Origin of the sequence: Paraburkholderia sp. GAS38 (genome assembly GCF_050434965.1) — a bacterium.
GTDB classification, from domain to species: Bacteria; Pseudomonadota; Gammaproteobacteria; order Burkholderiales; family Burkholderiaceae; genus Paraburkholderia; species Paraburkholderia phenazinium_A.
Genome location: NZ_JBNDJO010000002.1, coordinates 76,682 through 100,657 on the forward strand (window position 1 = coordinate 76,682; position 23,976 = coordinate 100,657).

The window sequence follows — 23,976 nt, forward strand, 5'->3', positions numbered from 1 at the left end:
GACGCGGTGGGGCGGATGCCTTGACAGGAACCGTGCGCGCCGCTTTTTTGCAGGGGCAAACCTGATAAAATGCGCGCACCTGTATTTTTGAACTTCTTTTCCCTTGGAGGGGTTAATGGACAATATCGAACAGCGCGTCAAGAAGATCGTCGCAGAACAACTGGGCGTTGCGGAAGCGGAGATCAAGAACGAAGCATCGTTCGTGAACGACCTCGGCGCTGACTCGCTCGACACCGTCGAACTCGTGATGGCCCTCGAAGACGAATTCGGCATGGAAATTCCGGATGAAGAAGCTGAGAAGATCACGACCGTTCAGCAAGCCATCGACTACGCTCGCGCAAACGTCAAGGCCTAAGGTCATTCGCGCCCGCGTTGCTGGGTTGGCTGCGTGTGACGCCCTGTCGTGCCGGTTTCCGGCAAGCGCAGGGTTGGCGCTATTGCCGACCAGGCTGGCGATGAAGTTGCCGGCGCGGTCTCGAGCGCAGTTTTCAGCGCAGTTTCCAGGTTAACAGCCACAGGGCTCACAGGTCTGATTCCTGTAGCCGCTGTGGCTTTTGCTTTTGTCACCTATGAAAAAGAGGTTACCGTGAGCCGTCGTCGTGTTGTCGTTACAGGCCTGGGGCTGATTTCGCCTGTTGGCAATAATGTTGCCGACGGCTGGGCCAATCTGGTCGCAGGCAAGTCGGGTATTGCCAATATCACGAAGTTCGATGCGTCGAACTTCACGACCCGCTTTGCCGGCGAGGTGAAGGGCTTCAATATCGAGGACTACATCCCCGGTAAGGAAGCGCGCCACATGGATACGTTCATCCATTACGGCGTGGCTGCCGGCATCCAGGCGATGCAGGACAGCGGACTCGAAGTCACCGATGAAAATTCGGAGCGCATCGGTGTGGTGGTCGGCTCGGGCATCGGCGGTCTGCCGATGATCGAAGTCACGCAAACCGAACTGCTCAACCGCGGCCCGCGGCGGATTTCGCCGTTCTTCGTGCCGGCTTCGATCATCAACATGATCTCCGGCCACCTGTCGATCAAATTCGGCATCAAGGGCCCGAATCTCGCCATCGTCACTGCGTGTACCACTGGCCTGCATTGCATCGGTGAAGCATCGCGCCTGATCGAATACGGCGACGCCGACGTCATGATTGCGGGCGGTGCGGAATCCACCGTGTCGCCGCTCGGCATTGGCGGGTTTGCGGCCGCGCGTGCGCTGTCGCAACGCAATGACGACCCGGCAACGGCGAGCCGCCCGTGGGACAAGGATCGCGACGGCTTCGTGCTGGGCGAGGGCGCAGGCGTGATGGTGCTCGAAGAGTATGAGCACGCGAAGGCCCGTGGCGCGAAGATTTACGCCGAGGTCAGCGGCTATGGGATGAGCGGCGACGCGTATCACATGACTGCGCCGCTGGAAGACGGCGACGGCGCGCGCCGCTGCATGCTGGCGGCCCTGAAGAACGCGGGCGTGAGCGTGGATCAGGTGAACTACCTGAACGCACACGGCACCTCCACGCAGTTGGGCGACCTGGCGGAAACCACCGGCATCAAGCGCGCTTTCGGCGATCACGCGAAGAACATCGTGGTGAATTCAACCAAATCGATGACGGGCCACCTGTTGGGCGGCGCCGGCGGTCTCGAGTCGGTGTTCACGGTGCTCGCCGTGCATCATCAGGTGTCGCCGCCGACGATCAACATCTTCAACCAGGATCCCGCGTGTGATCTTGACTACTGCGCCAACACCGCGCGGGAGATGAAGATCGACGTCGCGCTGAAGAACTCGTTCGGGTTCGGCGGCACCAACGGCACGCTGGTCTTCAAGCGCGCCTGAGCAGGCTTGGCCGCTTGACCCCAACGTCGACACCCGCGCTCACGCAACACCCCACGCAGGCCGGTCCGGTGCTGATGCCCGGACCGGCCTCGTCCCATGGGGCGTCGTTGATCACGCTGCGGCGCTCCGCCACGATGCGCTGCGCAACGGCAGCGTTTATCCTGATCGCCGTCGCGGCGGTGCAAATGTGTCTGGCAGCGCGTCTCGGTGTCTTGCCGGCCGCACCCGCCACGCTGGCTGTGCTAGCCTCGCTGATGCTAGGCGCGTGGCGGCATGAACGCGCCGAGCCCGGCGCCATCAAAATCGGGCCGGATGGCCTAGCCGTCTGGAACCACGCGGGGCAGATGCTTGTGCAGGGCCGCATTGCCGGCTGTTCGCAGTGGAGCGGCCGGCTTCTCATTCTGGCGCTCGCGGACGCGGGCGGCCGTTCCCGGACACTACTGATCGCGGCGGACGCGCTTTGCGCCGACGCTTTTCGCGAGCTGGCCGTGCTGGGCCGGCGCGCCGCGCACGTTTGACTGTAACGACTGTAACCGCTGTTACCTTAGTATCGTGACGCGATGATGGGGACGCTACAATGGTGCCCCGCGATGCGCCCTATAGTTAACGGATTTATCAGGTGAGCGAAAAAGAAATTGATCAGGTGCTGGTCGAACGCGTCCAGAAGGGCGACAAGGCCGCGTTCGAGCTTCTGGTCTCCAAATACCACCGTAAGATCCTCCGGCTGATCTCGCGCCTTGTGCGCGACCCCGCTGAAGTTGAGGACGTGGCTCAGGATGCCTTCATCAAGGCATACCGGGCGTTGCCCCAATTTCGCGGCGAATCGGCCTTTTACACGTGGTTGTACCGGATTGCGGTCAATACGGCAAAGAACTACCTTGCGACCCAGGGGCGGCGCGCACCTACCTCGACCGAAGCGGATGCTGAAGAAGCTGAAACTTTCTCGGACGCCGACCAACTAAGGGATATCAACACGCCTGAGTCGATGTTGATGAGCAAGCAGATCGCTGAGACGGTCAATGCTGCGATGGCGGTTTTACCGGAAGAGTTGCGTACCGCCATTACTCTTCGTGAAATTGAAGGTTTGAGCTATGAGGAAATCGCTGAGATGATGGGGTGCCCAATCGGCACGGTCAGATCACGAATTTTTCGCGCTCGCGAAGCCATTGCGGCAAAATTGCGTCCATTGCTTGACACACCCGAAGGCAAACGCTGGTAGTCGGCCAGCTCGCCCTGCGGGGCAATGGGGCAATATCTGGGTTAGGTGGTGTCACTAGGGGTGTCTGTAAGATGGGGAGCATCATGGGGTCGGTCTCGATGCAATCGCAAGCAAGCTCGCGAGGCGAGCGTCTGTCCGCTTTTGTCGACGGTGAGTTGTTCGGCGAAGAGCATCTGAACAAGTTTATTTCGGAGCTGGATCACGAAGATCGTGCATCCTGGTCGCAATACCACCTGATCGGCGACGCCATGCGCTCCGACGATCTGGCGGTGAGTCCCGCGGCCAGCAGTGCGTTCCTCGCCGGCTTTGCGGCGCGCCTCGAGCAGGAGCCGCACGTGTTCGCGCCTGCCGCGCTGCCGGTTGCACGCCGTCTGCTGGCGCTGCGCCGCCGTGTCGTGCCGGCCTTTGCGGTCGCCGCGGCCGCCGCCACGCTGACGTGGATTGTCGTGCCGCAACTGCAGGGTGTGCCGGGCGGCGCCGGCGTGAGCCAGGTCGCGTCGATCCAGTCCCATGGGGATGCGATGCAGCGTGTGGCGATGGCCTCCGTGCCGGCTGTAACCGCCACGCAGCCGGTCCAGGACGGCAATATCATCCGTGACGCCAGTCTCGACCAGTATCTGGAAGCCCATCAGCAGTTTGCGCAGCAGCCGGTCATGCCCGGTTCGATGCCGCTGATTCGTACCTCCGCCATGACCACGCAAGGCCAATAGTCTGATGCAGACACTGCGGTTGAATAAAACGACTATCTGGGGGCGGCTGCCAGCATTTCTGTTCTGCGCAGCCGTATTGTTGTCCGCCACGCCGCGTGTCTTTGCGCAATCAGACGATCCGCTCGTCGTCCGCCGCACTGCGGCGGACTTGCTCAACCGGATCCACCAGGCTGCCCAGCAGCAGAATTACGAGGGTGCGTTCGTCTATCAGCGGGGCAATTTCGTCCAGACCTCGCGGATCGCCCATTACGCCACCCGCAACGACGGCGAGTTCGAGCAGCTCGAAAGCCTCGACGGCAAGCCGCGCAAGATGTTGCGCCATAACGACGACATGTACACGTTCATCCCCGAACGGCATCTGTGTGTCGTCGAAAAGCGCCAAAACAAGGATTCGTTCCCCGCACTGCTAGCCGCCAGCAGCGACCAGGTGCTGTCGGTCTACGAGCCCAAGCTGCTTGGCGACGACCGTGTGGCGGGAATCGACAGCGACGTCGTCGAACTCGATCCGAAAGACGCCTACCGGTTCGCGTACAAGCTGTGGGCCGACAAGAAGACCGGCCTGCTGCTGCGCGCGCAAACGCTCGACCCGAGCGGCCAGGTGCTCGAGCAGTTGTCGTTCTCGCAGATCAGCATTGGCGTCCCGGTCGACAAGACCGCGATAGTCAACGGCATTCATAACACCGCAGGCTGGACGATGGTGCGTCCGCCGGTCGAGCCGGTGGACATGGAGGCGCAAGGCTGGGACATCGAGCCCACCGTGCCCGGTTTCCACAAGATTCGCGAGTTGCGCCGCCCAATGGCGGCGCGCGACCCGGGCGAGCCGGCCATCCCGGTCGATCAGGCCGTGTTCTCGGACGGTCTCGCGGCGATTTCGGTGTTTGTCGAACCGGTTGAAAACAACACGCGCAAGGAAGGCGCGGGCAGTAGCGGGGCGACGCACGTCCTGGTGAAGCGTCGCGGTGACTTCTGGATTACTCTGCTAGGGGAAGTGCCCCAGGCCACATTGCAGCAATTTGCGTCTGCCATAGAATATAAGGCTCCCAAGTAATCCCTCGAATCCCTCGGCTGGCTAAGATATGACGATTTTCACGGTGCGCAAATTTCTCGCAGCCGCGGTGGTGGCAGTTTGTCTGCCGCTGGTGCCGCATGCGGCGTCGGCGGCCCCCGCAGCCAATCTTCCCGACTTCACCGATCTCGTCGACAAAGTCGGCCCGGCGGTCGTCAACATCCGCACCACCACCCGTGTGTCGAGCGGCGGAAGTGCCCATGGCTCGGCACCGGGGCTAGACGATGGCGACATGTCGGAGTTCTTCCGGCGCTTCTTCGGCATTCCGATGCCGCAGCAACCGGGCGGCTCGCCGCATGGCGGCGGTGGCGGCGACAACGGCGATAACGGCAGCAGCAACGGGGGTAGCGGCGGGAGTGGCGGCAACGGCGGCAGTCAGGATGCGCCCGACAATTCCGATTCCGAGCAAAGCAGCGGTGTAGGGTCCGGTTTCATCCTGTCGCAGGATGGCTATGTCATGACCAACGCCCACGTGGTGGACGACGCCGACAACATCTACGTCACGCTCACCGACAAGCGCGAATTCAAGGCCAAACTGATCGGCGTCGACGATCGTACTGACGTCGCGGTCGTGAAGATCAACGCATCGAATCTGCCGGCCGTCACCATTGGCGATTCGACCAAGGTGCGCGTGGGCGAATGGGTTGTGGCCATCGGCTCGCCGTTCGGGTTGGAGAACACGGTGACCGCCGGTATCGTCAGCGCCAAGGGCCGCGACACGGGCGACTACCTGCCGTTCATCCAGACCGATGTGCCGGTCAATCCGGGCAACTCCGGCGGTCCGCTGATCAACATGCAGGGCGAGGTGATCGGCATCAACTCGCAGATCTATAGCCGTACGGGCGGGTTCATGGGCATTTCGTTCGCGATCCCGATCGACGAAGCGATGCGCGTAGCCGACCAGCTCAAGACCACGGGCAAGGTCACGCGCGGCCGCATCGCGGTGGCGATCGGCGAAGTGACCAAGGACGTGGCCGATTCGCTGGGCCTGCCGACGGCGCAAGGCGCGCTCGTCAGCAGCGTCGAACCGGGCGGTCCGGCCGACAAGGCCGGCGTGCAGCCGGGCGACATCATCCTGAAGTTCAACGGCCATTCTGTCGACACGGCCACCGATCTGCCGCGCATGGTCGGCGATACGAAGCCGGGCACCAAGTCCACCATCACCGTATGGCGCAAGGGTCAAACGCGCGACTTGCCGGTGACGATTGCCGAGATGCAGCCGGACAAGACGGCGAAGCTCGACGAGAAGCAGGCGCCGCCGCCTAAGCAGCGCGCCACCAACGCGCTCGGCATTGCGGTGAGCGACATCCCGGCCGACCAGCAAAAGACGCTGAAGGTGCACGGCGGCGTGCAGGTCGACCAGGTGGACGGACCGGCTGCGCGTGTCGGCTTGCAGAAGGGCGATCTGATCCTGCGCGTCGGCGACACGGATATCGCGAACGCCAAGCAGTTCGACGATGTCACCGCGCATCTCGACCCGCAGAAGATGGTTGCGCTGCTCGTGCGTCGTGGCGACAACACGCAGTTTGTGCCGCTGCGCCCGCGTAGCGGTTCCGCGCAGAAATGACGCCGGCGGCACCGCTCACGCTCTTTGGGCGCGCGTGGTGCCATCTGTGCGACGACATGCGGGCCGGACTCGAGCCGTTACTGGCTGAGTTCGGCGCGCAAGTGGAAGTCGTCGACATTGACGCCGATCCTGCACTCGAAGCACGTTACAACGAGTTAGTGCCGGTTTTGGTGTGCGATGGTGTCGAGCTGTGCCACTATCATCTCGACGAAGGGCGGGTCCGCGCAGCGCTGAGCGCACGTGCCGAACAGACCCGCTAGCGCATCGAAAGTCGCCGGGCCCGACACCATGTCTGGGCCCACTTTCCGTGCTCTCCTGCAAGATATGCCGGGCGGAAGCCTTTTTCGGCTAAAATAGACAGGTTTTTCACCTACTTCCAAGGCGTGCTCCGCAATCGTCCGGGCGCGCCTTTTTCGCTTGATCGGTACTGAATGGATCATATTCGTAATTTCTCGATCATTGCGCACATCGACCATGGCAAGTCGACGCTCGCCGATCGCATCATCCAGATTTGCGGCGGCCTGTCCGACCGCGAAATGGAATCGCAAGTGCTCGACTCGATGGATCTCGAGCGCGAGCGCGGCATCACCATCAAGGCACAGACGGCCGCACTGACGTACAAGGCCCGCGACGGGCAGATCTACAACCTCAACATGATCGACACGCCGGGGCACGTCGACTTCTCGTACGAAGTCAGCCGCTCGCTGTCGGCGTGCGAAGGCGCGCTGCTGGTCGTCGACGCGAGTCAGGGCGTCGAAGCCCAGACGGTGGCGAACTGCTATACGGCTATCGAACTCGGCGTCGACGTGATTCCGGTGCTCAACAAGATCGACCTGCCGGCCGCCAACCCGGAAAACGCGATCACCGAAATCGAAGACGTGATCGGCATCGACGCAACCGACGCAACGCGTTGCAGCGCGAAAACCGGCCTCGGTGTCGAGGACGTGCTGGAAGCCCTGGTCGCGAAAGTGCCGGCGCCCAAGGGCGATCCGGAAGCGCCGCTGCAGGCGCTGATCATCGATTCGTGGTTCGACAACTACGTCGGCGTCGTGATGCTGGTGCGTATCGTCAACGGCACGCTGCGTCCGAAAGACAAGATCCGCATGATGGCGACCGAGGCCCAGTATCCGGTCGAGCACATCGGCGTGTTCACGCCGAAGTCGAAGAACCTCGAGTCGCTGTCCGCGGGGCAGGTGGGCTTTATCATCGCCGGCATCAAGGAACTGGCCGCGGCGAAGGTGGGCGACACCGTCACGCTGGTGAACCGTCCGGCCGCCGCGCCGCTGCCGGGTTTCAAGGAAGTGAAGCCGCAGGTGTTCGCCGGTCTCTATCCGGTCGAAGCGAACCAGTACGACGCACTGCGCGACTCGCTGGAAAAGCTCAAGCTCAACGACGCTTCGTTGCAGTACGAGCCGGAAGTCTCACAGGCGCTCGGCTTCGGCTTCCGTTGCGGCTTCCTCGGTCTCCTGCACATGGAGATCGTGCAGGAGCGTCTGGAGCGCGAGTTCGACATGGACCTGATCACCACGGCGCCGACCGTGGTGTATGAAGTCCTGCAACGCGACGGCACGACCATCATGGTCGAAAATCCGGCCAAGATGCCGGATCCGTCGAAGATCGAGGAAGTGCGCGAGCCGATCGTCACCGTGAACCTGTACATGCCGCAAGACTATGTGGGTGCAGTGATCACGCTCTGTACGCAAAAGCGCGGCAACCAGATCAACATGCAGTACCACGGCCGCCAGGTTCAGCTCACCTATGAAATCCCCATGGGTGAAGTCGTGCTCGACTTCTTCGATCGCCTGAAGTCCATGTCGCGCGGCTATGCGTCCATGGACTACGAGTTCAAGGAATACCGCGCAGCGGACGTCGTGAAGGTCGACATGCTGATCAACGGCGACAAGGTCGATGCGCTGTCGGTGATCGTGCACCGCTCGCAGAGCCAGTACCGTGGCCGTGAAGTGGCGGCGAAGATGCGCGAACTGATCCCGCGTCAGATGTACGACGTGGCGATTCAGGCGACGATCGGCTCGAATATTATCGCCCGCGAAAACATCAAGGCTTTGCGTAAGAATGTGCTGGCAAAATGCTACGGCGGCGACATCTCGCGTAAGAAGAAGCTGTTGGAAAAGCAGAAGGCAGGCAAGAAGCGAATGAAGCAGGTCGGATCCGTCGAGATTCCGCAAGAGGCTTTCCTCGCGATCCTGCGTGTCGAAGACAAATAAGACGAAGAACGGAACTCTATGAATTTTGCGCTGATTCTTTTTGTGCTCGTCATCCTGACGGGTATCGCATGGGTCGCAGACAAGCTGGTTTTCATCCCGCAACGGCGGCGCGCGGCGGACGAGGCAGTGGCCGAGTTCGACCGCCAGCAAGCGCGGGTAGGCGAGCGCTTCGCCGACGAAAACGCCCCTCAAACGCGGGCACGTCTGCGTGACGAAAAGCTGCGTCAACCGTGGTGGCTCGAGTACTCGGCGAGCTTTTTCCCGGTGATTCTGGTGGTGTTCGTGGTTCGCTCGTTCGTGGTCGAGCCGTTCAAGATTCCCTCGGGTTCGATGGTGCCGACGCTGCTGGTGGGTGACTTCATCCTCGTCAACAAGTACGAATACGGCATCCGTCTGCCGATCACCAATACGAAGATCACCGAAGGTAGCCCGCTTCAGCGCGGCGACGTGGTGGTGTTCCGCTATCCGAAAGACGAGTCGGTCGACTACATCAAGCGCGTGATCGGTCTGCCGGGCGACGTGGTGGCCTATCAGGACAAGCAGCTGACCATCAACGGCAAGCCTGTGCCGGAGACGGCGTTGCCTGACTACTTCGACGAAGAGCGTGTCGGTTACGCCAAGCAGTTCGAAGAGGACATCGACGGCCGCAAGAACGCCATTCTGAATAATCCCGCGGTGCCGCCGTTCATCGTCGGCGCGGAAGATTATCCGTATCGCGATAACTGCACGTATAACGCGCGTGGCGTGATCTGCAAGGTGCCGCCCGGCAACTATTTCATGATGGGCGACAACCGCGATAACAGTGCGGACAGCCGTTACTGGGGTTTCGCGCCGGACAAGAATATCGTCGGCCGTGCGTTCTTTATCTGGATGAATTTCAGCAATCTGAAACGCATCGGGACGTTCCACTGAGCGTCATCGCATTTGACCGCTCACTGACCGCACAACACGCCGCGCGCATGTCGTTCATCGCGTGCGGCGTGTTATCACGCTACTTTAAGAACGTGCGGTAAGGTCGCTTCACTACGCTTTTTCCGTTGGCCGTCCCGCGTTTTCGCCGGGGCTGGCGCCCGCGTTATACTCTGCACATGCCCCTATCTCCGTTGGAAAGCCGTTTGCGCTACGAATTTCGCAATGCGGAATTGTTGCGCCAGGCTTTAACTCACCGCAGTCACAGCGCCACGCATAACGAACGGCTCGAGTTTCTCGGCGACTCCGTTCTGAACTGCGCGGTGGCTGCGCTATTGTTCCAACGTTTCGGCAAACTGGACGAAGGCGACCTGTCGCGCGTCCGCGCGAATCTGGTCAAACAGCAGTCGCTTTACGAAATTGCTCAGGCCCTGAATATTTCGGACGGCCTGCGGCTGGGCGAGGGCGAACTGCGCAGCGGCGGCTTCCGCCGCCCGTCCATCCTCGCTGACACGCTCGAAGCCATTCTGGGCGCCATCTTCCTGGACGGTGGCTTCGACGCCGCGCAGACGGTCATCAAGCGGCTCTATGTGCCGATTCTCGACCATATCGACCCGCGCACGCTCGGCAAGGACTCCAAGACGCTGCTGCAGGAATACCTGCAGGGCCACAAGATCGCCTTGCCCACCTATACCGTCGTCGCCACGCATGGTGCGGCGCACAATCAGCAGTTTGAAGTCGAGTGCACGGTTCCGAAGCTCGAAGTAAAGGTGTCCGGTTCCGGCGCCAGTCGTCGCGCGGCCGAGCAGGCGGCTGCCAAGAAGGCGCTCGACGAGGTAATGGCGGCCGCGCCCGCCGTGGTCGCCAAGCCGAAGCGCTCGAAGGGCGCCCGGGCGGCGAAGCACGCCGAACCGGAGATCGTCCCCGGCGTGACCGGTGTGCAGACCGCGCTCGACCTGCGCGCGCCCGATCGCAAGACCGAGCGCCACGCGCGCGGCGAGCCGAAAGCCACCGTCGCCGAGGCTTTGGCCGAGCGTCCGGCGGCCACCGCGGCGCCGGTTGTCGCGCCGCTCGCCGTGATCCGCGCCGCCCACGTCGAATACAGCAACCAGGCAGGGCCGGAGAAGGACAAGTCGGATAAGACCGACAAAGCCGACAAGACCGATAAAGCCGACGCCCATTCACGCAGCACCGACAAACCCGCCGCATCCCGTAGCCGCGAACCCGCGCCTGGCGTGGCGGAGCCTGCCGAACTCGAACCCGGCATTGCCGACGCGGTGCAAACGCGCGTCGCCGATGCGGGCCACTGATGTCATGGGACGCGCGCATCGTCGCGCGTCCTCACGAACTTGCCGTAGCCTAATATGAACGCTTCCACCCCCACTGGTTTTCGCTGCGGCATGGTCGCGATCGTCGGCCGCCCCAACGTCGGCAAGTCCACGCTGATGAACGCGCTGGTCGGCCAGAAAGTCAGCATCACGTCGCGCAAGGCGCAGACCACGCGTCATCGCATCACCGGCATTCATACACTCGAAGACGCGCAGTACATCTTCGTCGACACACCGGGTTTTCAGACCAAGCACAGTGGCGCGCTGAACCGCTCGCTCAATCGCGCGGTCACCTCCACGCTGACCTCGGTCGACGCGATCCTGTTCGTGATTGAAGCAGGCCGTTTCGGTCCGGACGATCAGAAAGTGCTCGACCTGATCCCGCCGTCGGTACCGACGCTGCTGATCGCCAACAAGCTCGATCGCGTCTCGGATAAGGATTCGCTGTTTCCGTTCATGCAGCAGGTGAGCGCGCTGCGCCAGTTCAAGGAGATCGTGCCGCTGTCCGCCAAGAATCTGGACGACATCAAGCGCCTGATGGCGACCGTCAAGCCGTTCCTGCCGGAAGGTGCGCCGATCTACGGCGAAGACGATCTGACCGACCGCAGCGAGCGCTTTCTCGCCGCCGAAATCCTGCGCGAAAAAGTCTTCCGCTGGACCGGCGACGAACTGCCGTATACCAGCACGGTGCTGATCGACAAGTTCGAAACGGAAGGGCGTCTGCGCCGCATTTTCGCCACCATCATGGTGGAGCGCGACATGCACAAGGCGATGATCATCGGCCAGAAGGGCGCCAAGCTGAAGCAGATCAGCACCGAAGCGCGCCTCGACATGGAAAAGCTGTTCGACGGTCCGGTGTATCTGGAAACCTTCATCAAGGTGAAGAGTGGCTGGGCGGACAACGAAGCCGGACTCCGTGCGTATGGGTACGAATGACGCATGGATGACGCTGCAACCCGACGCTGAACCGGACGACGCCGAGCCGGACGCGCCGGCGCGCGAGCCATCGAAGGCTCGCGCAGCGAAGTCTGGCGAAGCGCGCAAGGCGCCCGCGCGCCGGCCGTCGCGCAGTTCCGGCTCCGAGTACAAGATCACCGAACAGCCGGCTTTCGTGCTGCATAGCTATCCGCATCGCGAGACCAGTCTGATCATCGACGTCCTGACGCGCGATCATGGCCGCCTCGCCCTGGTGGCGAAAGGCGCCAAGCGCCCGCACTCCGCCTTGCGCGGCGTGCTGCAAACCTTCCAGCCGCTCGCGCTTTCGTGGTCCGGCAAATCCGAATTGCGCACGCTGACCGGCGCCGAGTGGGTAGGCGGCATGCTGCCGCTCGCCGGCGACGCGCTCCTGTGCGGGTTCTACGTCAACGAACTGCTGGTCAAGTTCTGCGGCCGCGAAGATCCCCATCCGCAACTCTTTCAACACTACGTGGTCACACTCGCACGTCTCGCGCATGATGAGCCGGCCGTGCAGGTGCTGCGTTCGTTCGAGCGCGTGCTGCTGCGCGAGACCGGCTACGCCATGGCGCTGAACCGGACGGTGGCGCGCAAGGCGGTCGTGGCGGAAGGCCGCTACGTGTTCGATCCCGAGCGCGGCGTGCGTGACGCCTCCGACGATCTGCCCGCGCAATGGCCGGTGATTGCCGGCCAGACCTTGCTCGATATGGAAGCGGACGATTACCATCGTCCTCAGACCGTGGCGCAAAGCAAGACGCTGATGCGCTTTCTGCTCAACACTTACCTTGGCGGCACGCCGCTCGCGACGCGCCAGATCCTGATCGACTTGCAGAACTTATGAGCTTCTTTCTTACGTCGCCTAATGTGATCGACCTGGGCGTGAATATCGATCACGTCGCTACGCTGCGCAATGCGCGCGGCACGTCCTATCCGGACCCGATCCGCGCGGCGCTCGACGCCGAAGCGGCCGGCGCCGATGCGATCACGCTACATCTGCGCGAGGACCGCCGGCATATCGTCGACGCCGACGTGCGCACGCTGCGTCCGTTGCTTAAGACGCGCATGAACCTCGAATGCGCGGTCACGCAGGAGATGCTCGACATCGCTTGTGAAGTGAAACCGCATGATGTCTGCCTCGTGCCGGAAAAGCGCGAAGAACTGACGACAGAAGGCGGACTCGATGTCGCCGGCCAGTTCGAAGCCGTACGCGCCGCCTGCAAGCAACTCGCTGAGGTGGGCTCGCGCGTGTCGCTCTTCATCGATCCGGACGAAACGCAGATCCGCGCCGCGCACGAAGCCGGCGCGCCGGTGATCGAGCTGCACACCGGCCGCTATGCCGAAGCGCACGATCCGGCCGAACAACAGCGCGAGTACGAGCGCGTGGTGCGCAGCGTCGAATTCGGCCTGTCGCTCGGCATCAAGGTGAACGCGGGCCATGGCCTGCACTACACGAACGTCCAGCAGATCGCGGCGATCGACGGCATTGTCGAGCTGAATATCGGCCACGCGATCGTCGCGCATGCGATTTTCGCCGGCTGGGATAACGCCGTGCGCGAGATGAAGGCGATCATGGTTGCCGCGCGTCTCGCGGCGCGCGCTTAACGCCGCCGCGTCGTTAAGCATGGCAATCTACGGCATCGGCACCGATATCGTCCAGGTGAGCCGCGTGGCGGCGGTGATGACCCGCACCAACGGGCGCTTCGCCGAGAAGGTGCTTGGCCCGGACGAGCTGAAGATCTATCACGCGCGCCAGGCCCGCTCGGCCGTGCGTGGACTCGCGTTTCTCGCCACCCGTTTTTCGGCGAAGGAAGCGTTCTCTAAAGCGATCGGACTCGGCATGCGCTGGCCGATGACCTGGCGTGCGCTGCAGACGCTCAATGAAGCGAGCGGCAAGCCGATGGTGGTCGCCTCGGGCGAACTGGCCGAATGGCTGACCGCTCGCGGCATCACCGCCCGGGTCACGATCAGCGACGAGCACGACTATGCCGTGTCGTTCGTGATCGCCGAGACGGCGGACCCTGCTGCCCCCTGACTTATCCCGGCGCGGGGTCGGCAACCCGCGCCTTCTTCTTTTTCTTGCGGAATTCGATGAAAACCAATCCCGGACCGGTGATGCTCGACGTGGTCGGCAAAACGCTGAGCGACGACGACAAGCGCCGTCTCGCGCATCCGATGACCGGCGGCGTGATCCTGTTCGCGCGCCACTACGAGAACCGTGCGCAACTGATTGCGCTGACCGATGCGATCCGCGCGGTACGCGAAGACCTGCTGATCGCTGTCGATCACGAAGGCGGCCGCGTGCAGCGCTTCCGTACCGACGGTTTCACGGTGCTGCCGGCCATGGGCAAGCTCGGCGCGCTGTGGGACTCGGATGTGCTGCACGCCACCAAGGTCACCACGGCGGTGGGCTACATCCTCGCCGCCGAATTGCGTGCCTGCGGGATCGACATGAGCTTTACGCCGGTGCTCGATCTGAACTACGGCCAGTCGCAGGTGATCGGCGACCGCGCATTCCATCGCGATCCGCGCGTGGTTGCGATGCTCGCGAAGAGTCTGAATCACGGTCTCGCGCTGGCGGGCATGGCCAATTGCGGCAAGCATTTTCCCGGACACGGTTTCGCCACTGCGGACTCGCATGTTGCGATGCCGGTGGACGATCGTCCGCTCGAGGCGATTCTGCGCGACGACGTTGCCCCGTACGACTGGCTTGGCCTCGCGCTGGCATCGGTGATCCCTGCGCATGTGATCTATTCGCAGGTCGATTCCAGGCCGGCCGGTTTCTCGAAGGTCTGGCTGGAAGACGTGTTGCGCGGCAAGCTGCGTTTCCCGGGCGCCATCTTCAGCGACGACCTGTCGATGGAGGCCGCGCGCCAGGGCGGCACGCTGACCGAAGCGGCGAGCGCGGCCCTGCACGCGGGATGCGACATGGTGCTGATCTGCAATCAGCCTGAGGAAGCGGAGAAGGTGCTCGACGCGTTGCGCTTCGCGCCGTCGAAGGAATCGCAGGCGCGCCTCAAGCGGATGCGCCCGCGCGGCAAGGCGCTCAAGTGGAGCAAGCTGGTGGCCGAGCCCGAGTATCTGCAGGCTCAGGCGCTGTTGCGCAGCGCGTTTGCCTGAGTACTCGCCTGAGTACTCAACACGCAGCGCGAAGTAAAACGGCCGAAGGCGGCGCTATCGCACCGCCTTCGGCCGTTTTTTTTAGGCTTCGCCCGCTCAGTTCAGACGCATCCGCTGCAGCTTGTTGTAGAGCGTCTTGGGACTGATCCCCAGCAGCGACGCGGCGCGGTGCCGCGTACCGCCGACAGCATCGAGCGTCGCGCGGATCAGCATCTCCTCCACATCCGCGAGCGGCGTACCGACCGTCACCTGCACGCGGCTGCCGTTCAGGTCGCGGCCGCCGGCCGAGCCGGCCTCGTCGGCGCGCAATGTTTCGAGCACGTCGCCCGAGGCCTGATAGGCGCGCCGCACGCGTTCCTGCAATTCGCGCACATTGCCCGGCCATTCATACGAGAGGCACTCGCGCAGGAAATTCGGCCCGACCTGCTTGGTCGCATCGGTGATGCCGCGAGCGCTCGCCTCGCGATTCAGCTCGTCGACCAGCGCCTGCGCAAACAGCGCGGCATCGTCGCCGCGTTCGCGCAGCGGCGGCAGCGCCACGGCCGCTGCGTCGAGGCGCAGCGCGAGATCTTCGTGAAGGCTGCCATCGGCCACCGCCGCGCGCGGCGACTTGCGGGTCGACGCGATCAGCCGGAAATCCGTGACTACCTGATGCGTGCCGCCGACCCGCATGAAGGTCTGCGAATCGAGGGCCCGCAAGAGCGCTTCCTGTTGCGGGCGCGGCAATTCGGCGATCTCGTCGATAAAGAGCGTGCCGCCGCTCGCCTGTTCGAACAGGCCCTGTTCGCGTTGCTCGGCGCCGTTGAACGCGCCGCGTTCGTGGCCGAACAGGACGCTGTCGAGCGAGCGGTTCGCGGCGAGCTGGGCCGCCGAACGGCAATCGAACGTCACGAACGGCCCTTTGCGGCGCCGGCTCATCTCGTGCAGCGTGCGCGCGGTGACTTCCTTGCCGGTGCCGGCTTCGCCGGAGATCAGCACGGCGGCCTCGGTGGGCGCGTTGTGTTCGATCAGGTCGTACACGTGCTGGATCGCGCCGCTTCTGCCGAGCATGGGCCCGAAGCGGCCCAACTGGCGCAAGGTCGCACGCAGGGTCTGAACTTCTTCGGTCAGCTCGTACGGACGCGGAATGCGTGCGAGCAGGCTGCGCAGACGCGGAATGTTGACGGGCTTGAGCAGGTAATCCCAGATGCCGTGCCGCAGACCTTCAATGGCGCTTTCGACGGTGGCATTGCCGGTCATCACGATGACGGGCAGGGCGCCGCCGGGCGGTTGCGCAGGCAGATGCTGGAGCAGGTCGAGGCCGCTGCCGTCAGGCAGGTTCAGGTCGACCAGCACGACGTCGGGGATGAAGCGCGTCAGCGCCGCGCGCGCTTCGGCGAGCGTCGTCGCGGTGTCGACCGAAAAGCCGTCGGCTGCGAGGATCGCGGACAGGCCTGACAGGCTATTGGGATCGTCTTCGACAATCAGGGCGTGTGGCATGGCGAGCGCAATTTTAGGTGGATGGAGACCCCGTCCTGGCGCCATGAATCTGACGCCGTGCGGGGTGCGTTGGCCGGCGCTGTTCCTTGCGGAATACGGCGCCACGCGCGGTGTTAGTCCCGGTACATATCGAAAAAGCGGTTCACTTCACGCACGGCTTCTTCGCGAGTCTTGCCGTAGCGCTCCTGAATCAGCCCGGCGAGCTTGTCGGCGCGGCCTTCGGCCTTCGTCAACTCGTCGTCCGTCAGTTCGCCCCACGCGGTTTTCGCTTTGCCGATAATCTGCTTCCACTTGCCTTCAGCGATGTCGTTATTCATAGCGCATCTCCGTAGTGAGAAAGAAGAAAGGCCTTGGGAGGCCGATATTCTTCTATTAGCAGGGAGCGTGCCATTAGCAATTACTTAAGCTTATCAATGGTTTGTCGCCCGTGGAGGCGCCCGGAATGCATTGGGATTGGAAAAATCGAAAACAGTACCGGTAAAGTTTTCCTCAACCATACACGGTCGCGGAAAAAAGAAAAAGCGCCCAAAGGGGCGCTTTTTAATTCGGCCGCGCTTCCCGCGAGTCGCGGGGACGGCCTTGCAGGGCGGCGCTTGGTTGCTTTTAAGCGCGGCTGCGGTACTCGTGGGTACGCGTGTCGATTTCGATCTTGTCGCCGATGTTGCAGAAGAGCGGCACTTGCAGTTCGTAGCCGGTTTGCAGCTTGGCGGTCTTCAGCACCTTGCCCGACGACGTGTCGCCCTTGACAGCCGGTTCCGTGTAGATGATTTCGCGGACCAGGGTGGTCGGCAGTTCGACCGAAATAGCCTTCTCGTTGTAGAACACGACTTCGCAAGCCATGCCGTCTTCGAGGTAGTTCAGCGCGTCGCCCATCATTTCGGCTTCGACTTCGAACTGGTTGTAGTCGGCGTCCATGAATACGTACATCGGGTCAGCGAAGTACGAGTAGGTCACTTCCTTGCGATCCAGCAGAACGACGTCGAACTTGTCGTCGGCCTTGTACACCGTTTCCATGCCTGCGCCGGTCAGCAGGTTCTTGAACTTCATCTTGACGACGGCGGAGTTGCGGCCCGATTTGTTGTATTCGGCCTTTTGCACGACCATCGCGTCTGCGCCGATCATCACGACGTTGCCGGTGCGGAGTTCCTGTGCGGTCTTCATAAAACTGTCCTGTACGAAATAAGTAGCTTCAACTGTGCTCAACGGCATACGGCGCAAGCGGGTAAGGCACCTGTTGCTGCTGTTTGCCCGCGGCTCGTCACCTTCCGATAACCTGTTTTACCCGGAGCGGGCGCGTACACGAGTGGCGCCGATGCGCGAGGACGACCCGGTTTCCGTGAAGAAGCACCTTCCGGTGCCGGGGTTCGCCGCCGCCATCGTGCCGCGCTTGCGTCGTCGGCCGTTGGATAACCGCTTATTTTAACTGACTTTTTGCGAATACGGCCAGATTTCCGGCGAGGTCGCCAAGGGCCGCCAGCTCCTGCGCCCATTGCACCGCGCGCCGCTCGAAAACCGCGCGATGGCGCTGAAAATCGGCCCAGTCCGGCTGGCCGACGCCGTTCCAGGCGTGCCAGAAGCGCGCCAGCGCTGCGCGGGACTCGGCGGGCAGGGAATCGGCGTAGTGGGCGAGGGCGGCGTCGAGCTTCGGCAGGTGGGCGTCGTCGGCCTGCGGATAGATATGCCAGACGAATGGGCGGGCCGCCCATTGGGCCCGCACAAAAGAGTCTTCGCCCCGCACGAAGTTGAGGTGGCTGGCCCATAGCAGCGCGTCGTAGCCGGGCTGGTCGGTGAAGGCCAGCGCGTGAGCGCGCAGCTTGCCGCGTTCGGCATGCGAACTCGCCGCGAACGACGGCAGGCCGAAAAAGCGCGCAAGCGCACCCGAAATCCGCCCTTCCGGCACCAGCAGCACCACAGGGTCCGGGCCGTCGCGCCATTGTTCGAGCAGGCTGTCGACCGCGGGGTTTTCATAGGCGAACAGCGAAATGACGGTGGCGTCCGGAGTGGGCGCCGGCTGGCCGGTCGTGTGACGCCACCAGGCGTCGCGTGCTTGCGGCGACGCTTCGAAGGCGGCGCGTGCGGCGTCCAGATGGTGTTCCTTCAGCACGCCGCCGGTCCCTGCACCGAGGCCCGGGAAGAAGAATGTCTTCGTCAGCGGATAGCGCGGGTGCGGCGACTGGCGCAGATGAAAGTCCGCGACCCAGTCTTCGGCGCTCAGGTATTCCAGGTTCAGCCATACCGGGGCGCGCTCGCGGCGCGCCATCGCCGCGACGTAGACGTGCGGCAGTTCGCAGCCGAACGCTTCGATCACGACGTCCGCCACTTCGAGCGTGTCGCCCGCGTGTGCCGGTTCGCGCCAGTATTCGATGACGATGCCGCTCACCGCCTGGCGGCTGCGGTCGACGGCGAGCGCGGGGCAGAGCTTCTGGAACGCGTGCAGATCGTCGACGAAGATGCGCACCTGCCAGCCGTGCTCGCTCGTCAGTTGACGCGCGAGACGCCAGCAGACGCCGATATCGCCGAAGTTGTCGATGACGGCGCAAAACAGGTCGCAGGCAATGGCGCCGCTCGTCTCCGAAGGTGCCGTCGGGGACGGCGTGGCGGGCGAAACGGGATGCGGCGGCGGAGCGGAAGGGCGCGCGGAGGACATGGTGGCCGGCATCCGGGTCTCGGACGCGTGCGGAATGTTCTAAACTGGCGATTCTAAAGCACTCACCCCACTCTCCGCGTGAATCCAGACGCGGGGCTCAGCCCGATTCTGCATGACCGATTCTGAAGCTTCCGAAGCATTCGAGCCAAAGAAGGTGCTCGCCCAGTTGCCGCATCTGCCCGGCGTCTATCGTTATTACGACGCGCAGGGGGCCGTGCTGTACGTGGGCAAGGCGCGCGATCTGAAAAAGCGCGTCTCGAGCTACTTCACGAAGACGCTGCTGTCGCCGCGTATTGCGATGATGGTGACGCGGATTGTCCGCATCGAGACCACGGTCACGCGTTCCGAGGCCGAGGCGCTCCTGCTCGAAAACAATCTGATCAAGGCGCTCGCGCCGCGCTACAACATCCTGTTTCGCGACGACAAGTCGTACCCGTACCTGAAGCTGACCGGCCACACATTTCCGCGCATGGCTTACTACCGCGGTTCGGTGGATCGCAAGAACCAGTACTTCGGACCGTTCCCGAGCGCGTGGGCCGTGCGCGAGAGCATCCAGATCCTGCAGCGCGTGTTCCAGTTGCGTACCTGCGAAGACTCGGTGTTCAACAACCGTACGCGGCCTTGTCTGCTGCATCAGATTGGACGCTGCACGGCGCCGTGCGTCGGCGCGATCAACGAGGAGGATTACGCGCGCGACGTCGCCAATGCCTCGCGTTTTCTGCTTGGCCGGCAAAGCGAAGTGATGAGCGAGCTCGAGGAGAAGATGCACGCGTTCGCCGCCGAGCTGAAGTTCGAGCAGGCGGCGGCGGTGCGCAACCAGATGAGCTCGCTGTCGACGGTGCTGCATCAGCAGGCCATCGAAGTGGGCAGCGACAGCGACGTCGACATTCTCGCGGTGGTCGCGCTCGGCGGACGCGTGTGCGTGAACCTGGCGATGGTGCGCGGCGGCCGACATCTGGGCGACAAGGCTTATTTCCCGTCGCACGTGGAAAGCGCGTTGACTGCGGACGAGGGCGGTCTGGACGACGGCGATGCCGATGCGCAAGGCGTGCTGAAGGCGGTGGTCGCGCAAGGGCTGAGGGTGGCAGAGGAGGCGTCGTTGGCGAGTGTGGCGGCGAAGCGCAGGGCTGCCGCAACGGATGCCGATCACACGGCGGATGCGCTGGCGATTGCGCAGGAGTTGCCGCCTGAGACGGATGACGTGGATGGCGTAGATGACGAAGCATTGGACGAAGTGGATGCGTCCGCTGACGATGCCATTGATGAATCCGCTTCCGGGGAAGCCGATGAAACAGACGAAGCCGCGTCGACAAGCTCCCGCAAACCTGCGCGCCGCCGCGTAACCGGTATCGAATCGGAAGTCCTCGAAGCCTTCATCGCACAACACTACCTCGGCAATCGTGTGCCGCCGGTGCTGGTCGTGAGTCACGCGCCGTCCAATCGGGAACTGGTCGACCTGCTGATCGAGCAGGCGGGTCACAAGGTCACCGTGTTGCGCCAGCCCCAGGGGCAAAAGCGCGCGTGGCTGGCGATGGCCGAGCAGAACGCGCGGCTCGCACTCGCGCGCCTGCTCTCGGAACAGGGCTCGCAGCAGTCTCGCACGCGTTCGCTCGCCGACACGCTCGGTCTCGAGTGCGACGACCTCGCGCATCTGCGCATCGAATGCTTCGACATCAGCCATACGATGGGCGAGGCGACCCAGGCGTCGTGCGTGGTCTATCACCATCACAAGATGCAGTCGTCGGAGTACCGGCGCTACAACATCACGGGCATCACGCCGGGCGACGATTACGCCGCCATGCGCCAGGTGCTCACGCGCCGCTATGAAAAGATGGTCGCACAGGCCGCGGCGAACGCCGCCGAGCAGGCGATCGAGCAACCCGCGTCCGATCCGTCGCTGGCGCTCGACCCCGCGCTCGCGGTCGATGCGCCCGAGCCGGCCGCGGGCGGTCTATTGCCGAATATCGTGCTGATCGACGGCGGCAAAGGCCAGGTGGAGATCGCGCGCCAGGTGTTCACTGAAGTGGGTCTCGATTGCGGGATGCTGGTCGGCGTGGCGAAGGGAGAGGGGCGCAAGGTTGGTCTCGAAACGCTGATCTTCGCGGACGGCCGCGCGCCGCTCGAACTCGGCAAGGAGAGCGCGGCCTTGATGCTGGTCGCGCAGATTCGCGACGAGGCGCACCGTTTCGCCATCACCGGCATGCGTGCGAAGCGCGGCAAGACGCGGCAAACCTCGCGCCTCGAAGAACTCGAAGGCGTGGGCGCAAAGCGCCGTCAGCGCCTGCTTGCGCGCTTTGGCGGACTGCGCGGCGTGGTGGCGGCGAGCGTCGACGATCTTGCCAGTGTCGAAGGGATTTCCCGTTCGCTGGCCGAGCAGATCTATCGGCAGTTGCACTGACTGCGTTTGAGGCCGGCGTGGCCCACGTTGGCCGCGCCTTGACAGTGAAATGCCGCCCGCGCGCCACCTTGCCGTCAGTTTGCGTCCTGTTCGCCCCGGTTTGCGGCCTGTTTGCTTGTGGCAGGCCTTATGACACGGCACAATTGCAACTCCCTTGTCAGACGCTGCGCCTGCCCATGCCGTTTAATTTCCCGATTTTCCTGACGTGGCTGCGGATTGTTCTGATTCCGCTCGTCGTCGGCGTGTTTTATTTGCCCGACATGATGATGAGCCCCGCGCACCGCAATCTCGCGGCCGCGACGGTATTCATCCTCGCGGCGCTGACCGACTGGTTCGACGGCTACCTGGCCCGCAAATGGAACCAGACCTCAGCGTTCGGCGCGTTCCTCGATCCGGTGGCCGACAAGCTGATGGTGACGGCGGCGCTGCTGGTGCTGGTGCAACTGACGCGGCTCGATTCGGCGATTGCGCTGGTGATCGTAGGCCGCGAGATCGCGATTTCGGCGTTGCGCGAATGGATGGCGCAGATCGGCGCCTCGAAGAGTGTGGCGGTGAATTCGTTGGGCAAGTTCAAGACCACCTGCCAGATGATCGCGATTCCGATGCTGCTGCTCTATGGTCCGGTGCCGATCGCGCCGGGTGTGACGATCGATACGCGCGTGTGGGGCATGTGGCTCATCTTGCTGGCCGCGTTCCTGACGATCTGGTCGATGCTCTACTACATGAAGCTCGCGTGGCCGCAGATTCGTGAACGGGGCGGGATCGTGTGAGCGAAAACTGTTCCGTTAAAGACCCGTGTGAAAGGGGTTGACACGTTTCAGCGCTTTATACATAATCTCGTTTCTCCGATGCACGCAGTTCTGAACACCGGGGCCGCAGTACGGTAGTCAAGCAGTGAAAAGTAGCAGCAAAACGCGGGAGTAGCTCAGTTGGTAGAGCGCAACCTTGCCAAGGTTGAGGTCGCGAGTTCGAGACTCGTCTCCCGCTCCAAATTTTTGAAGCAGCGTTTTGTGTGGCAAGTGTGACAGTAGCAAAACGTTGTATAGCAGGACCATGCGGGAGTAGCTCAGTTGGTAGAGCGCAACCTTGCCAAGGTTGAGGTCGCGAGTTCGAGACTCGTCTCCCGCTCCAGACATTCGGGGAAGCAACGCTTCCCTTTTTGTTTGGTGGACTAACCGGCCATCGAACAAATCTGCGAACCCGTTGTACACGCAACTTGTTGCGACGGTTCAGCAGTCCGCTTATGGCGCGATAGCAAATCGGTTATGCAGCGGCCTGCAAAGCCGTTTAGGCCGGTTCGACTCCGGCTCGCGCCTCCAGCAGTTAAAGAAAAGCCCCGACTTGTCGGGGCTTTTCTTTTTTCGGCGCGGGGTTTCTTCGAAGTGCAACGCTTGCACCTTGTGAGCGGCATGCAAGGGCGCGCAGCAAAGCAAGCACATGCACGGCTGCGAATCTCCGGCAGCAGGACACACAGTCTGTCAGCGAAACAGCAACGCAGCGAGCATGCATCAACCAACGCCTCGCCCACCGCGTATGAAATACTGTCAGTCATCTCCCGAACCCGCAGACCCCCATCCATGTACTTACAGCTCACCGGCACCCAGGTCCGGCTGCTTGGCTCGATGCATCTGTTTTCCGCCGCCAGTCCGCGCACACCCGCGTGGGTCTCGCAAGCGTTCGACTGGGCGGAAACGCTCGTCTTCGAATCCGATGCGCAGTCCATCTTGCCGTTTCTGAAGCGGCAAGGCGGTCAATCTCTCGAGCATCTGCTGCCGCCTGAAGTGTGGCGCCGCCTTGACGCAACATGGCCTTCCGCAGGCGTATTGGCGCCGCTCGGCGAACTGCGCCCGTGGGCTGCGATGATGGTCGCGCCGACGCTTTGCCAGCGCGTGGTCGAAGGCGTCGAACCGAGGATGCTGAGAGAGGCCGCGGCGCAAGCGAAACCGTACCGCTTTCTGGAGACGGCCGATGAAGTGGTGGCATCGCTCGAGTCGATCCCATTGTCGGCCATCTGCACCGGACTCGAATTGCTGCTCGCCGATCTGACCGAGCCTCAGCGTACGCTGGAGCGCATGCAGGCCGCCTGGCTGCAGCGCGATCTTCAGGGCGTCTATGACGTGGCGGCCGAATCGCCGATGTTCACACTGCCCGGCATTCGCAGCGCGATCCTCGACGCACGCAATCTTGCCTGGGCGCCGCGCGTGCGGGAAGCGTTGGATAGTCCGGCGCGCACGCTCGTGGTGGTGGGCGCGTTGCATTTATGTGGGCCCGACAATCTGATCGAGCGTCTGCAGCATCCGGTAGAGCCTGTTCCTTTGACTGATTGATTAACGTTTGCGCACCCACACGAAGATCCATTGCCCCGGCTCGAATATCACACACCCTCGTCAATCAGCCAGTTTTCCACGCGTCGATATTTTCACCACTATCGGACGATGGCCGGAAACTGGCATATTTCCAGTTCTGCCATAGTCGGGTATGTTCCTGATCAGGTTCAGGTTCAGGTTCAGGTTCAGGTTCAGGTTCAGGTTC

The 23,976-nt window shown here is 62.9% G+C and carries 24 protein-coding genes and 3 tRNA genes; 23 read left to right on the top strand and 4 right to left on the bottom strand.

Going from position 1 to position 23,976, the window contains the following annotated elements:
* Nucleotides 1-115: 115 nt before the first annotated feature.
* From acpP to nagZ, 16 genes are all read left to right on the top strand, one after another.
* Nucleotides 116-355: an acyl carrier protein gene (gene acpP, locus P3T42_RS04485; RefSeq protein ID WP_004197638.1), complete on the top strand. Its 240-nt coding sequence runs from the start codon at nucleotides 116-118 to the stop codon at nucleotides 353-355.
* A gap of 231 nt (nucleotides 356-586) precedes the next feature.
* Entirely contained in the window at nucleotides 587-1,825 is a 1,239-nt protein-coding gene (gene fabF / locus P3T42_RS04490; RefSeq protein ID WP_074301713.1) for a beta-ketoacyl-ACP synthase II, read from the top strand.
* A gap of 14 nt (nucleotides 1,826-1,839) precedes the next feature.
* Nucleotides 1,840-2,343, top strand: coding sequence for a protein YgfX (locus tag P3T42_RS04495; protein ID WP_367117664.1), 504 nt, complete (start codon nucleotides 1,840-1,842; stop codon nucleotides 2,341-2,343).
* Nucleotides 2,344-2,444: 101 nt separating this feature from the next.
* Complete coding sequence (gene rpoE / locus P3T42_RS04500) at nucleotides 2,445-3,044, top strand: RNA polymerase sigma factor RpoE (RefSeq protein ID WP_006051939.1); 600 nt, start codon at nucleotides 2,445-2,447, stop codon at nucleotides 3,042-3,044.
* An 83-nt stretch (nucleotides 3,045-3,127) separates the two neighbouring features.
* Entirely contained in the window at nucleotides 3,128-3,754 is a 627-nt protein-coding gene (locus tag P3T42_RS04505) for a sigma-E factor negative regulatory protein (RefSeq protein WP_429305286.1), read from the top strand.
* 4 nt (nucleotides 3,755-3,758) lie between these two features.
* A complete protein-coding gene (locus P3T42_RS04510; RefSeq protein WP_429305287.1) occupies nucleotides 3,759-4,802 on the top strand; it encodes a MucB/RseB C-terminal domain-containing protein in 1,044 nt (347 codons plus the stop codon).
* Nucleotides 4,803-4,830: 28 nt separating this feature from the next.
* Nucleotides 4,831-6,387, top strand: a complete 1,557-nt coding sequence (locus P3T42_RS04515) for a DegQ family serine endoprotease (RefSeq protein WP_074300319.1) — start codon at nucleotides 4,831-4,833, stop codon at nucleotides 6,385-6,387.
* Entirely contained in the window at nucleotides 6,384-6,647 is a 264-nt protein-coding gene (locus P3T42_RS04520) for a glutaredoxin family protein (RefSeq protein WP_074300318.1), read from the top strand. The genes P3T42_RS04515 and P3T42_RS04520 overlap by 4 nt, the downstream gene beginning before the upstream one ends.
* Nucleotides 6,648-6,818: 171 nt before the next feature.
* Nucleotides 6,819-8,612: a translation elongation factor 4 gene (lepA, locus tag P3T42_RS04525; protein ID WP_074300317.1), complete on the top strand. Its 1,794-nt coding sequence runs from the start codon at nucleotides 6,819-6,821 to the stop codon at nucleotides 8,610-8,612.
* Between the two features lie 18 nt (nucleotides 8,613-8,630).
* The gene (gene lepB, locus P3T42_RS04530) at nucleotides 8,631-9,524 is read left to right on the top strand and encodes a signal peptidase I (protein WP_074300316.1); all 894 of its coding nucleotides are present in this window, start codon (nucleotides 8,631-8,633) and stop codon (nucleotides 9,522-9,524) included.
* 176 nt (nucleotides 9,525-9,700) lie between these two features.
* The gene (rnc, locus tag P3T42_RS04535; RefSeq protein WP_429305288.1) at nucleotides 9,701-10,831 is read left to right on the top strand and encodes a ribonuclease III; all 1,131 of its coding nucleotides are present in this window, start codon (nucleotides 9,701-9,703) and stop codon (nucleotides 10,829-10,831) included.
* Between the two features lie 54 nt (nucleotides 10,832-10,885).
* Entirely contained in the window at nucleotides 10,886-11,785 is a 900-nt protein-coding gene (gene era, locus P3T42_RS04540) for a GTPase Era (RefSeq protein WP_429305289.1), read from the top strand.
* Nucleotides 11,772-12,644: a DNA repair protein RecO gene (gene recO / locus P3T42_RS04545; RefSeq protein WP_074300313.1), complete on the top strand. Its 873-nt coding sequence runs from the start codon at nucleotides 11,772-11,774 to the stop codon at nucleotides 12,642-12,644. Before era ends, recO begins: the two co-directional genes overlap by 14 nt.
* Entirely contained in the window at nucleotides 12,641-13,405 is a 765-nt protein-coding gene (pdxJ, locus tag P3T42_RS04550) for a pyridoxine 5'-phosphate synthase (RefSeq protein ID WP_074300312.1), read from the top strand. The genes recO and pdxJ overlap by 4 nt, the downstream gene beginning before the upstream one ends.
* 19 nt (nucleotides 13,406-13,424) lie before the next feature.
* On the top strand, nucleotides 13,425-13,835 hold the full coding sequence (gene acpS / locus P3T42_RS04555) for a holo-ACP synthase (protein WP_074301711.1): 411 nt from the start codon (nucleotides 13,425-13,427) through the stop codon (nucleotides 13,833-13,835).
* A gap of 56 nt (nucleotides 13,836-13,891) precedes the next feature.
* Nucleotides 13,892-14,920, top strand: a complete 1,029-nt coding sequence (nagZ, locus tag P3T42_RS04560; protein ID WP_074300311.1) for a beta-N-acetylhexosaminidase — start codon at nucleotides 13,892-13,894, stop codon at nucleotides 14,918-14,920.
* A gap of 96 nt (nucleotides 14,921-15,016) precedes the next feature.
* On the opposite strand, the gene P3T42_RS04565 is transcribed toward nagZ, so the two are convergent.
* From P3T42_RS04565 to efp, 3 genes are all read right to left on the bottom strand, one after another.
* Nucleotides 15,017-16,399, bottom strand: a complete 1,383-nt coding sequence (locus tag P3T42_RS04565; protein WP_074300310.1) for a sigma-54-dependent transcriptional regulator — start codon at nucleotides 16,397-16,399, stop codon at nucleotides 15,017-15,019.
* Nucleotides 16,400-16,512: 113 nt separating this feature from the next.
* On the bottom strand, nucleotides 16,513-16,716 hold the full coding sequence (locus tag P3T42_RS04570; protein WP_074300309.1) for a CsbD family protein: 204 nt from the start codon (nucleotides 16,714-16,716) through the stop codon (nucleotides 16,513-16,515).
* A 286-nt stretch (nucleotides 16,717-17,002) separates the two neighbouring features.
* A complete protein-coding gene (gene efp, locus P3T42_RS04575; protein ID WP_074300308.1) occupies nucleotides 17,003-17,560 on the bottom strand; it encodes an elongation factor P in 558 nt (185 codons plus the stop codon).
* A gap of 34 nt (nucleotides 17,561-17,594) precedes the next feature.
* On the opposite strand from efp, the gene P3T42_RS04580 reads away from it, so the two are divergent.
* Nucleotides 17,595-17,822 carry a hypothetical protein gene (locus tag P3T42_RS04580; RefSeq protein ID WP_143788466.1) on the top strand — a complete coding sequence of 76 codons (228 nt, stop codon included), beginning with the start codon at nucleotides 17,595-17,597 and terminating at the stop codon, nucleotides 17,820-17,822.
* Here P3T42_RS04580 and earP read toward each other — a convergent pair.
* On the bottom strand, nucleotides 17,814-19,046 hold the full coding sequence (earP, locus tag P3T42_RS04585; RefSeq protein ID WP_429305290.1) for an elongation factor P maturation arginine rhamnosyltransferase EarP: 1,233 nt from the start codon (nucleotides 19,044-19,046) through the stop codon (nucleotides 17,814-17,816). The genes P3T42_RS04580 and earP overlap by 9 nt on opposite strands.
* A gap of 112 nt (nucleotides 19,047-19,158) precedes the next feature.
* Between earP and uvrC the strand changes: the two genes are divergently transcribed.
* The 6 genes from uvrC to P3T42_RS04615 all read left to right on the top strand — a co-directional run bounded on the left by uvrC (nucleotide 19,159) and on the right by P3T42_RS04615 (nucleotide 23,771).
* Nucleotides 19,159-21,444 carry an excinuclease ABC subunit UvrC gene (gene uvrC, locus P3T42_RS04590; protein WP_429305291.1) on the top strand — a complete coding sequence of 762 codons (2,286 nt, stop codon included), beginning with the start codon at nucleotides 19,159-19,161 and terminating at the stop codon, nucleotides 21,442-21,444.
* 176 nt (nucleotides 21,445-21,620) lie between these two features.
* Nucleotides 21,621-22,214 (top strand): CDP-diacylglycerol--glycerol-3-phosphate 3-phosphatidyltransferase, encoded by a 594-nt coding sequence (pgsA, locus tag P3T42_RS04595; RefSeq protein ID WP_074300306.1) that lies wholly within the window; start codon nucleotides 21,621-21,623, stop codon nucleotides 22,212-22,214.
* A 144-nt stretch (nucleotides 22,215-22,358) separates the two neighbouring features.
* Nucleotides 22,359-22,434 (top strand) — tRNA-Gly (locus tag P3T42_RS04600).
* Between the two features lie 65 nt (nucleotides 22,435-22,499).
* Nucleotides 22,500-22,575, top strand: a tRNA-Gly gene (locus P3T42_RS04605).
* Nucleotides 22,576-22,689: 114 nt separating this feature from the next.
* Nucleotides 22,690-22,763: transfer RNA gene (locus P3T42_RS04610), tRNA-Cys, on the top strand.
* Between the two features lie 258 nt (nucleotides 22,764-23,021).
* Entirely contained in the window at nucleotides 23,022-23,771 is a 750-nt protein-coding gene (locus tag P3T42_RS04615) for a TraB/GumN family protein (RefSeq protein WP_074300305.1), read from the top strand.
* Nucleotides 23,772-23,976 lie beyond the last annotated feature (205 nt).

What these genes read in the sequence shown, in the direction of transcription:
- acpP (WP_004197638.1), top strand. Translation starts at nt 116, where the DNA reads ATGGACAATATCGAACAGCGCGTCAAGAAGATCGTCGCAGAACAACTG.
- P3T42_RS04505 (WP_429305286.1), top strand. Translation starts at nt 3,128, where the DNA reads ATGGGGTCGGTCTCGATGCAATCGCAAGCAAGCTCGCGAGGCGAGCGT.
- P3T42_RS04510 (WP_429305287.1), top strand. Translation starts at nt 3,759, where the DNA reads ATGCAGACACTGCGGTTGAATAAAACGACTATCTGGGGGCGGCTGCCA.
- P3T42_RS04515 (WP_074300319.1), top strand. Translation starts at nt 4,831, where the DNA reads ATGACGATTTTCACGGTGCGCAAATTTCTCGCAGCCGCGGTGGTGGCA.
- P3T42_RS04520 (WP_074300318.1), top strand. Translation starts at nt 6,384, where the DNA reads ATGACGCCGGCGGCACCGCTCACGCTCTTTGGGCGCGCGTGGTGCCAT.
- lepA (WP_074300317.1), top strand. Translation starts at nt 6,819, where the DNA reads ATGGATCATATTCGTAATTTCTCGATCATTGCGCACATCGACCATGGC.
- lepB (WP_074300316.1), top strand. Translation starts at nt 8,631, where the DNA reads ATGAATTTTGCGCTGATTCTTTTTGTGCTCGTCATCCTGACGGGTATC.
- rnc (WP_429305288.1), top strand. Translation starts at nt 9,701, where the DNA reads ATGCCCCTATCTCCGTTGGAAAGCCGTTTGCGCTACGAATTTCGCAAT.
- era (WP_429305289.1), top strand. Translation starts at nt 10,886, where the DNA reads ATGAACGCTTCCACCCCCACTGGTTTTCGCTGCGGCATGGTCGCGATC.
- recO (WP_074300313.1), top strand. Translation starts at nt 11,772, where the DNA reads ATGGGTACGAATGACGCATGGATGACGCTGCAACCCGACGCTGAACCG.
- pdxJ (WP_074300312.1), top strand. Translation starts at nt 12,641, where the DNA reads ATGAGCTTCTTTCTTACGTCGCCTAATGTGATCGACCTGGGCGTGAAT.
- acpS (WP_074301711.1), top strand. Translation starts at nt 13,425, where the DNA reads ATGGCAATCTACGGCATCGGCACCGATATCGTCCAGGTGAGCCGCGTG.
- nagZ (WP_074300311.1), top strand. Translation starts at nt 13,892, where the DNA reads ATGAAAACCAATCCCGGACCGGTGATGCTCGACGTGGTCGGCAAAACG.
- P3T42_RS04565 (WP_074300310.1), bottom strand. Translation starts at nt 16,399, where the DNA reads ATGCCACACGCCCTGATTGTCGAAGACGATCCCAATAGCCTGTCAGGC.
- P3T42_RS04570 (WP_074300309.1), bottom strand. Translation starts at nt 16,716, where the DNA reads ATGAATAACGACATCGCTGAAGGCAAGTGGAAGCAGATTATCGGCAAA.
- efp (WP_074300308.1), bottom strand. Translation starts at nt 17,560, where the DNA reads ATGAAGACCGCACAGGAACTCCGCACCGGCAACGTCGTGATGATCGGC.
- earP (WP_429305290.1), bottom strand. Translation starts at nt 19,046, where the DNA reads ATGTCCTCCGCGCGCCCTTCCGCTCCGCCGCCGCATCCCGTTTCGCCC.
- uvrC (WP_429305291.1), top strand. Translation starts at nt 19,159, where the DNA reads ATGACCGATTCTGAAGCTTCCGAAGCATTCGAGCCAAAGAAGGTGCTC.
- pgsA (WP_074300306.1), top strand. Translation starts at nt 21,621, where the DNA reads ATGCCGTTTAATTTCCCGATTTTCCTGACGTGGCTGCGGATTGTTCTG.
- P3T42_RS04615 (WP_074300305.1), top strand. Translation starts at nt 23,022, where the DNA reads ATGTACTTACAGCTCACCGGCACCCAGGTCCGGCTGCTTGGCTCGATG.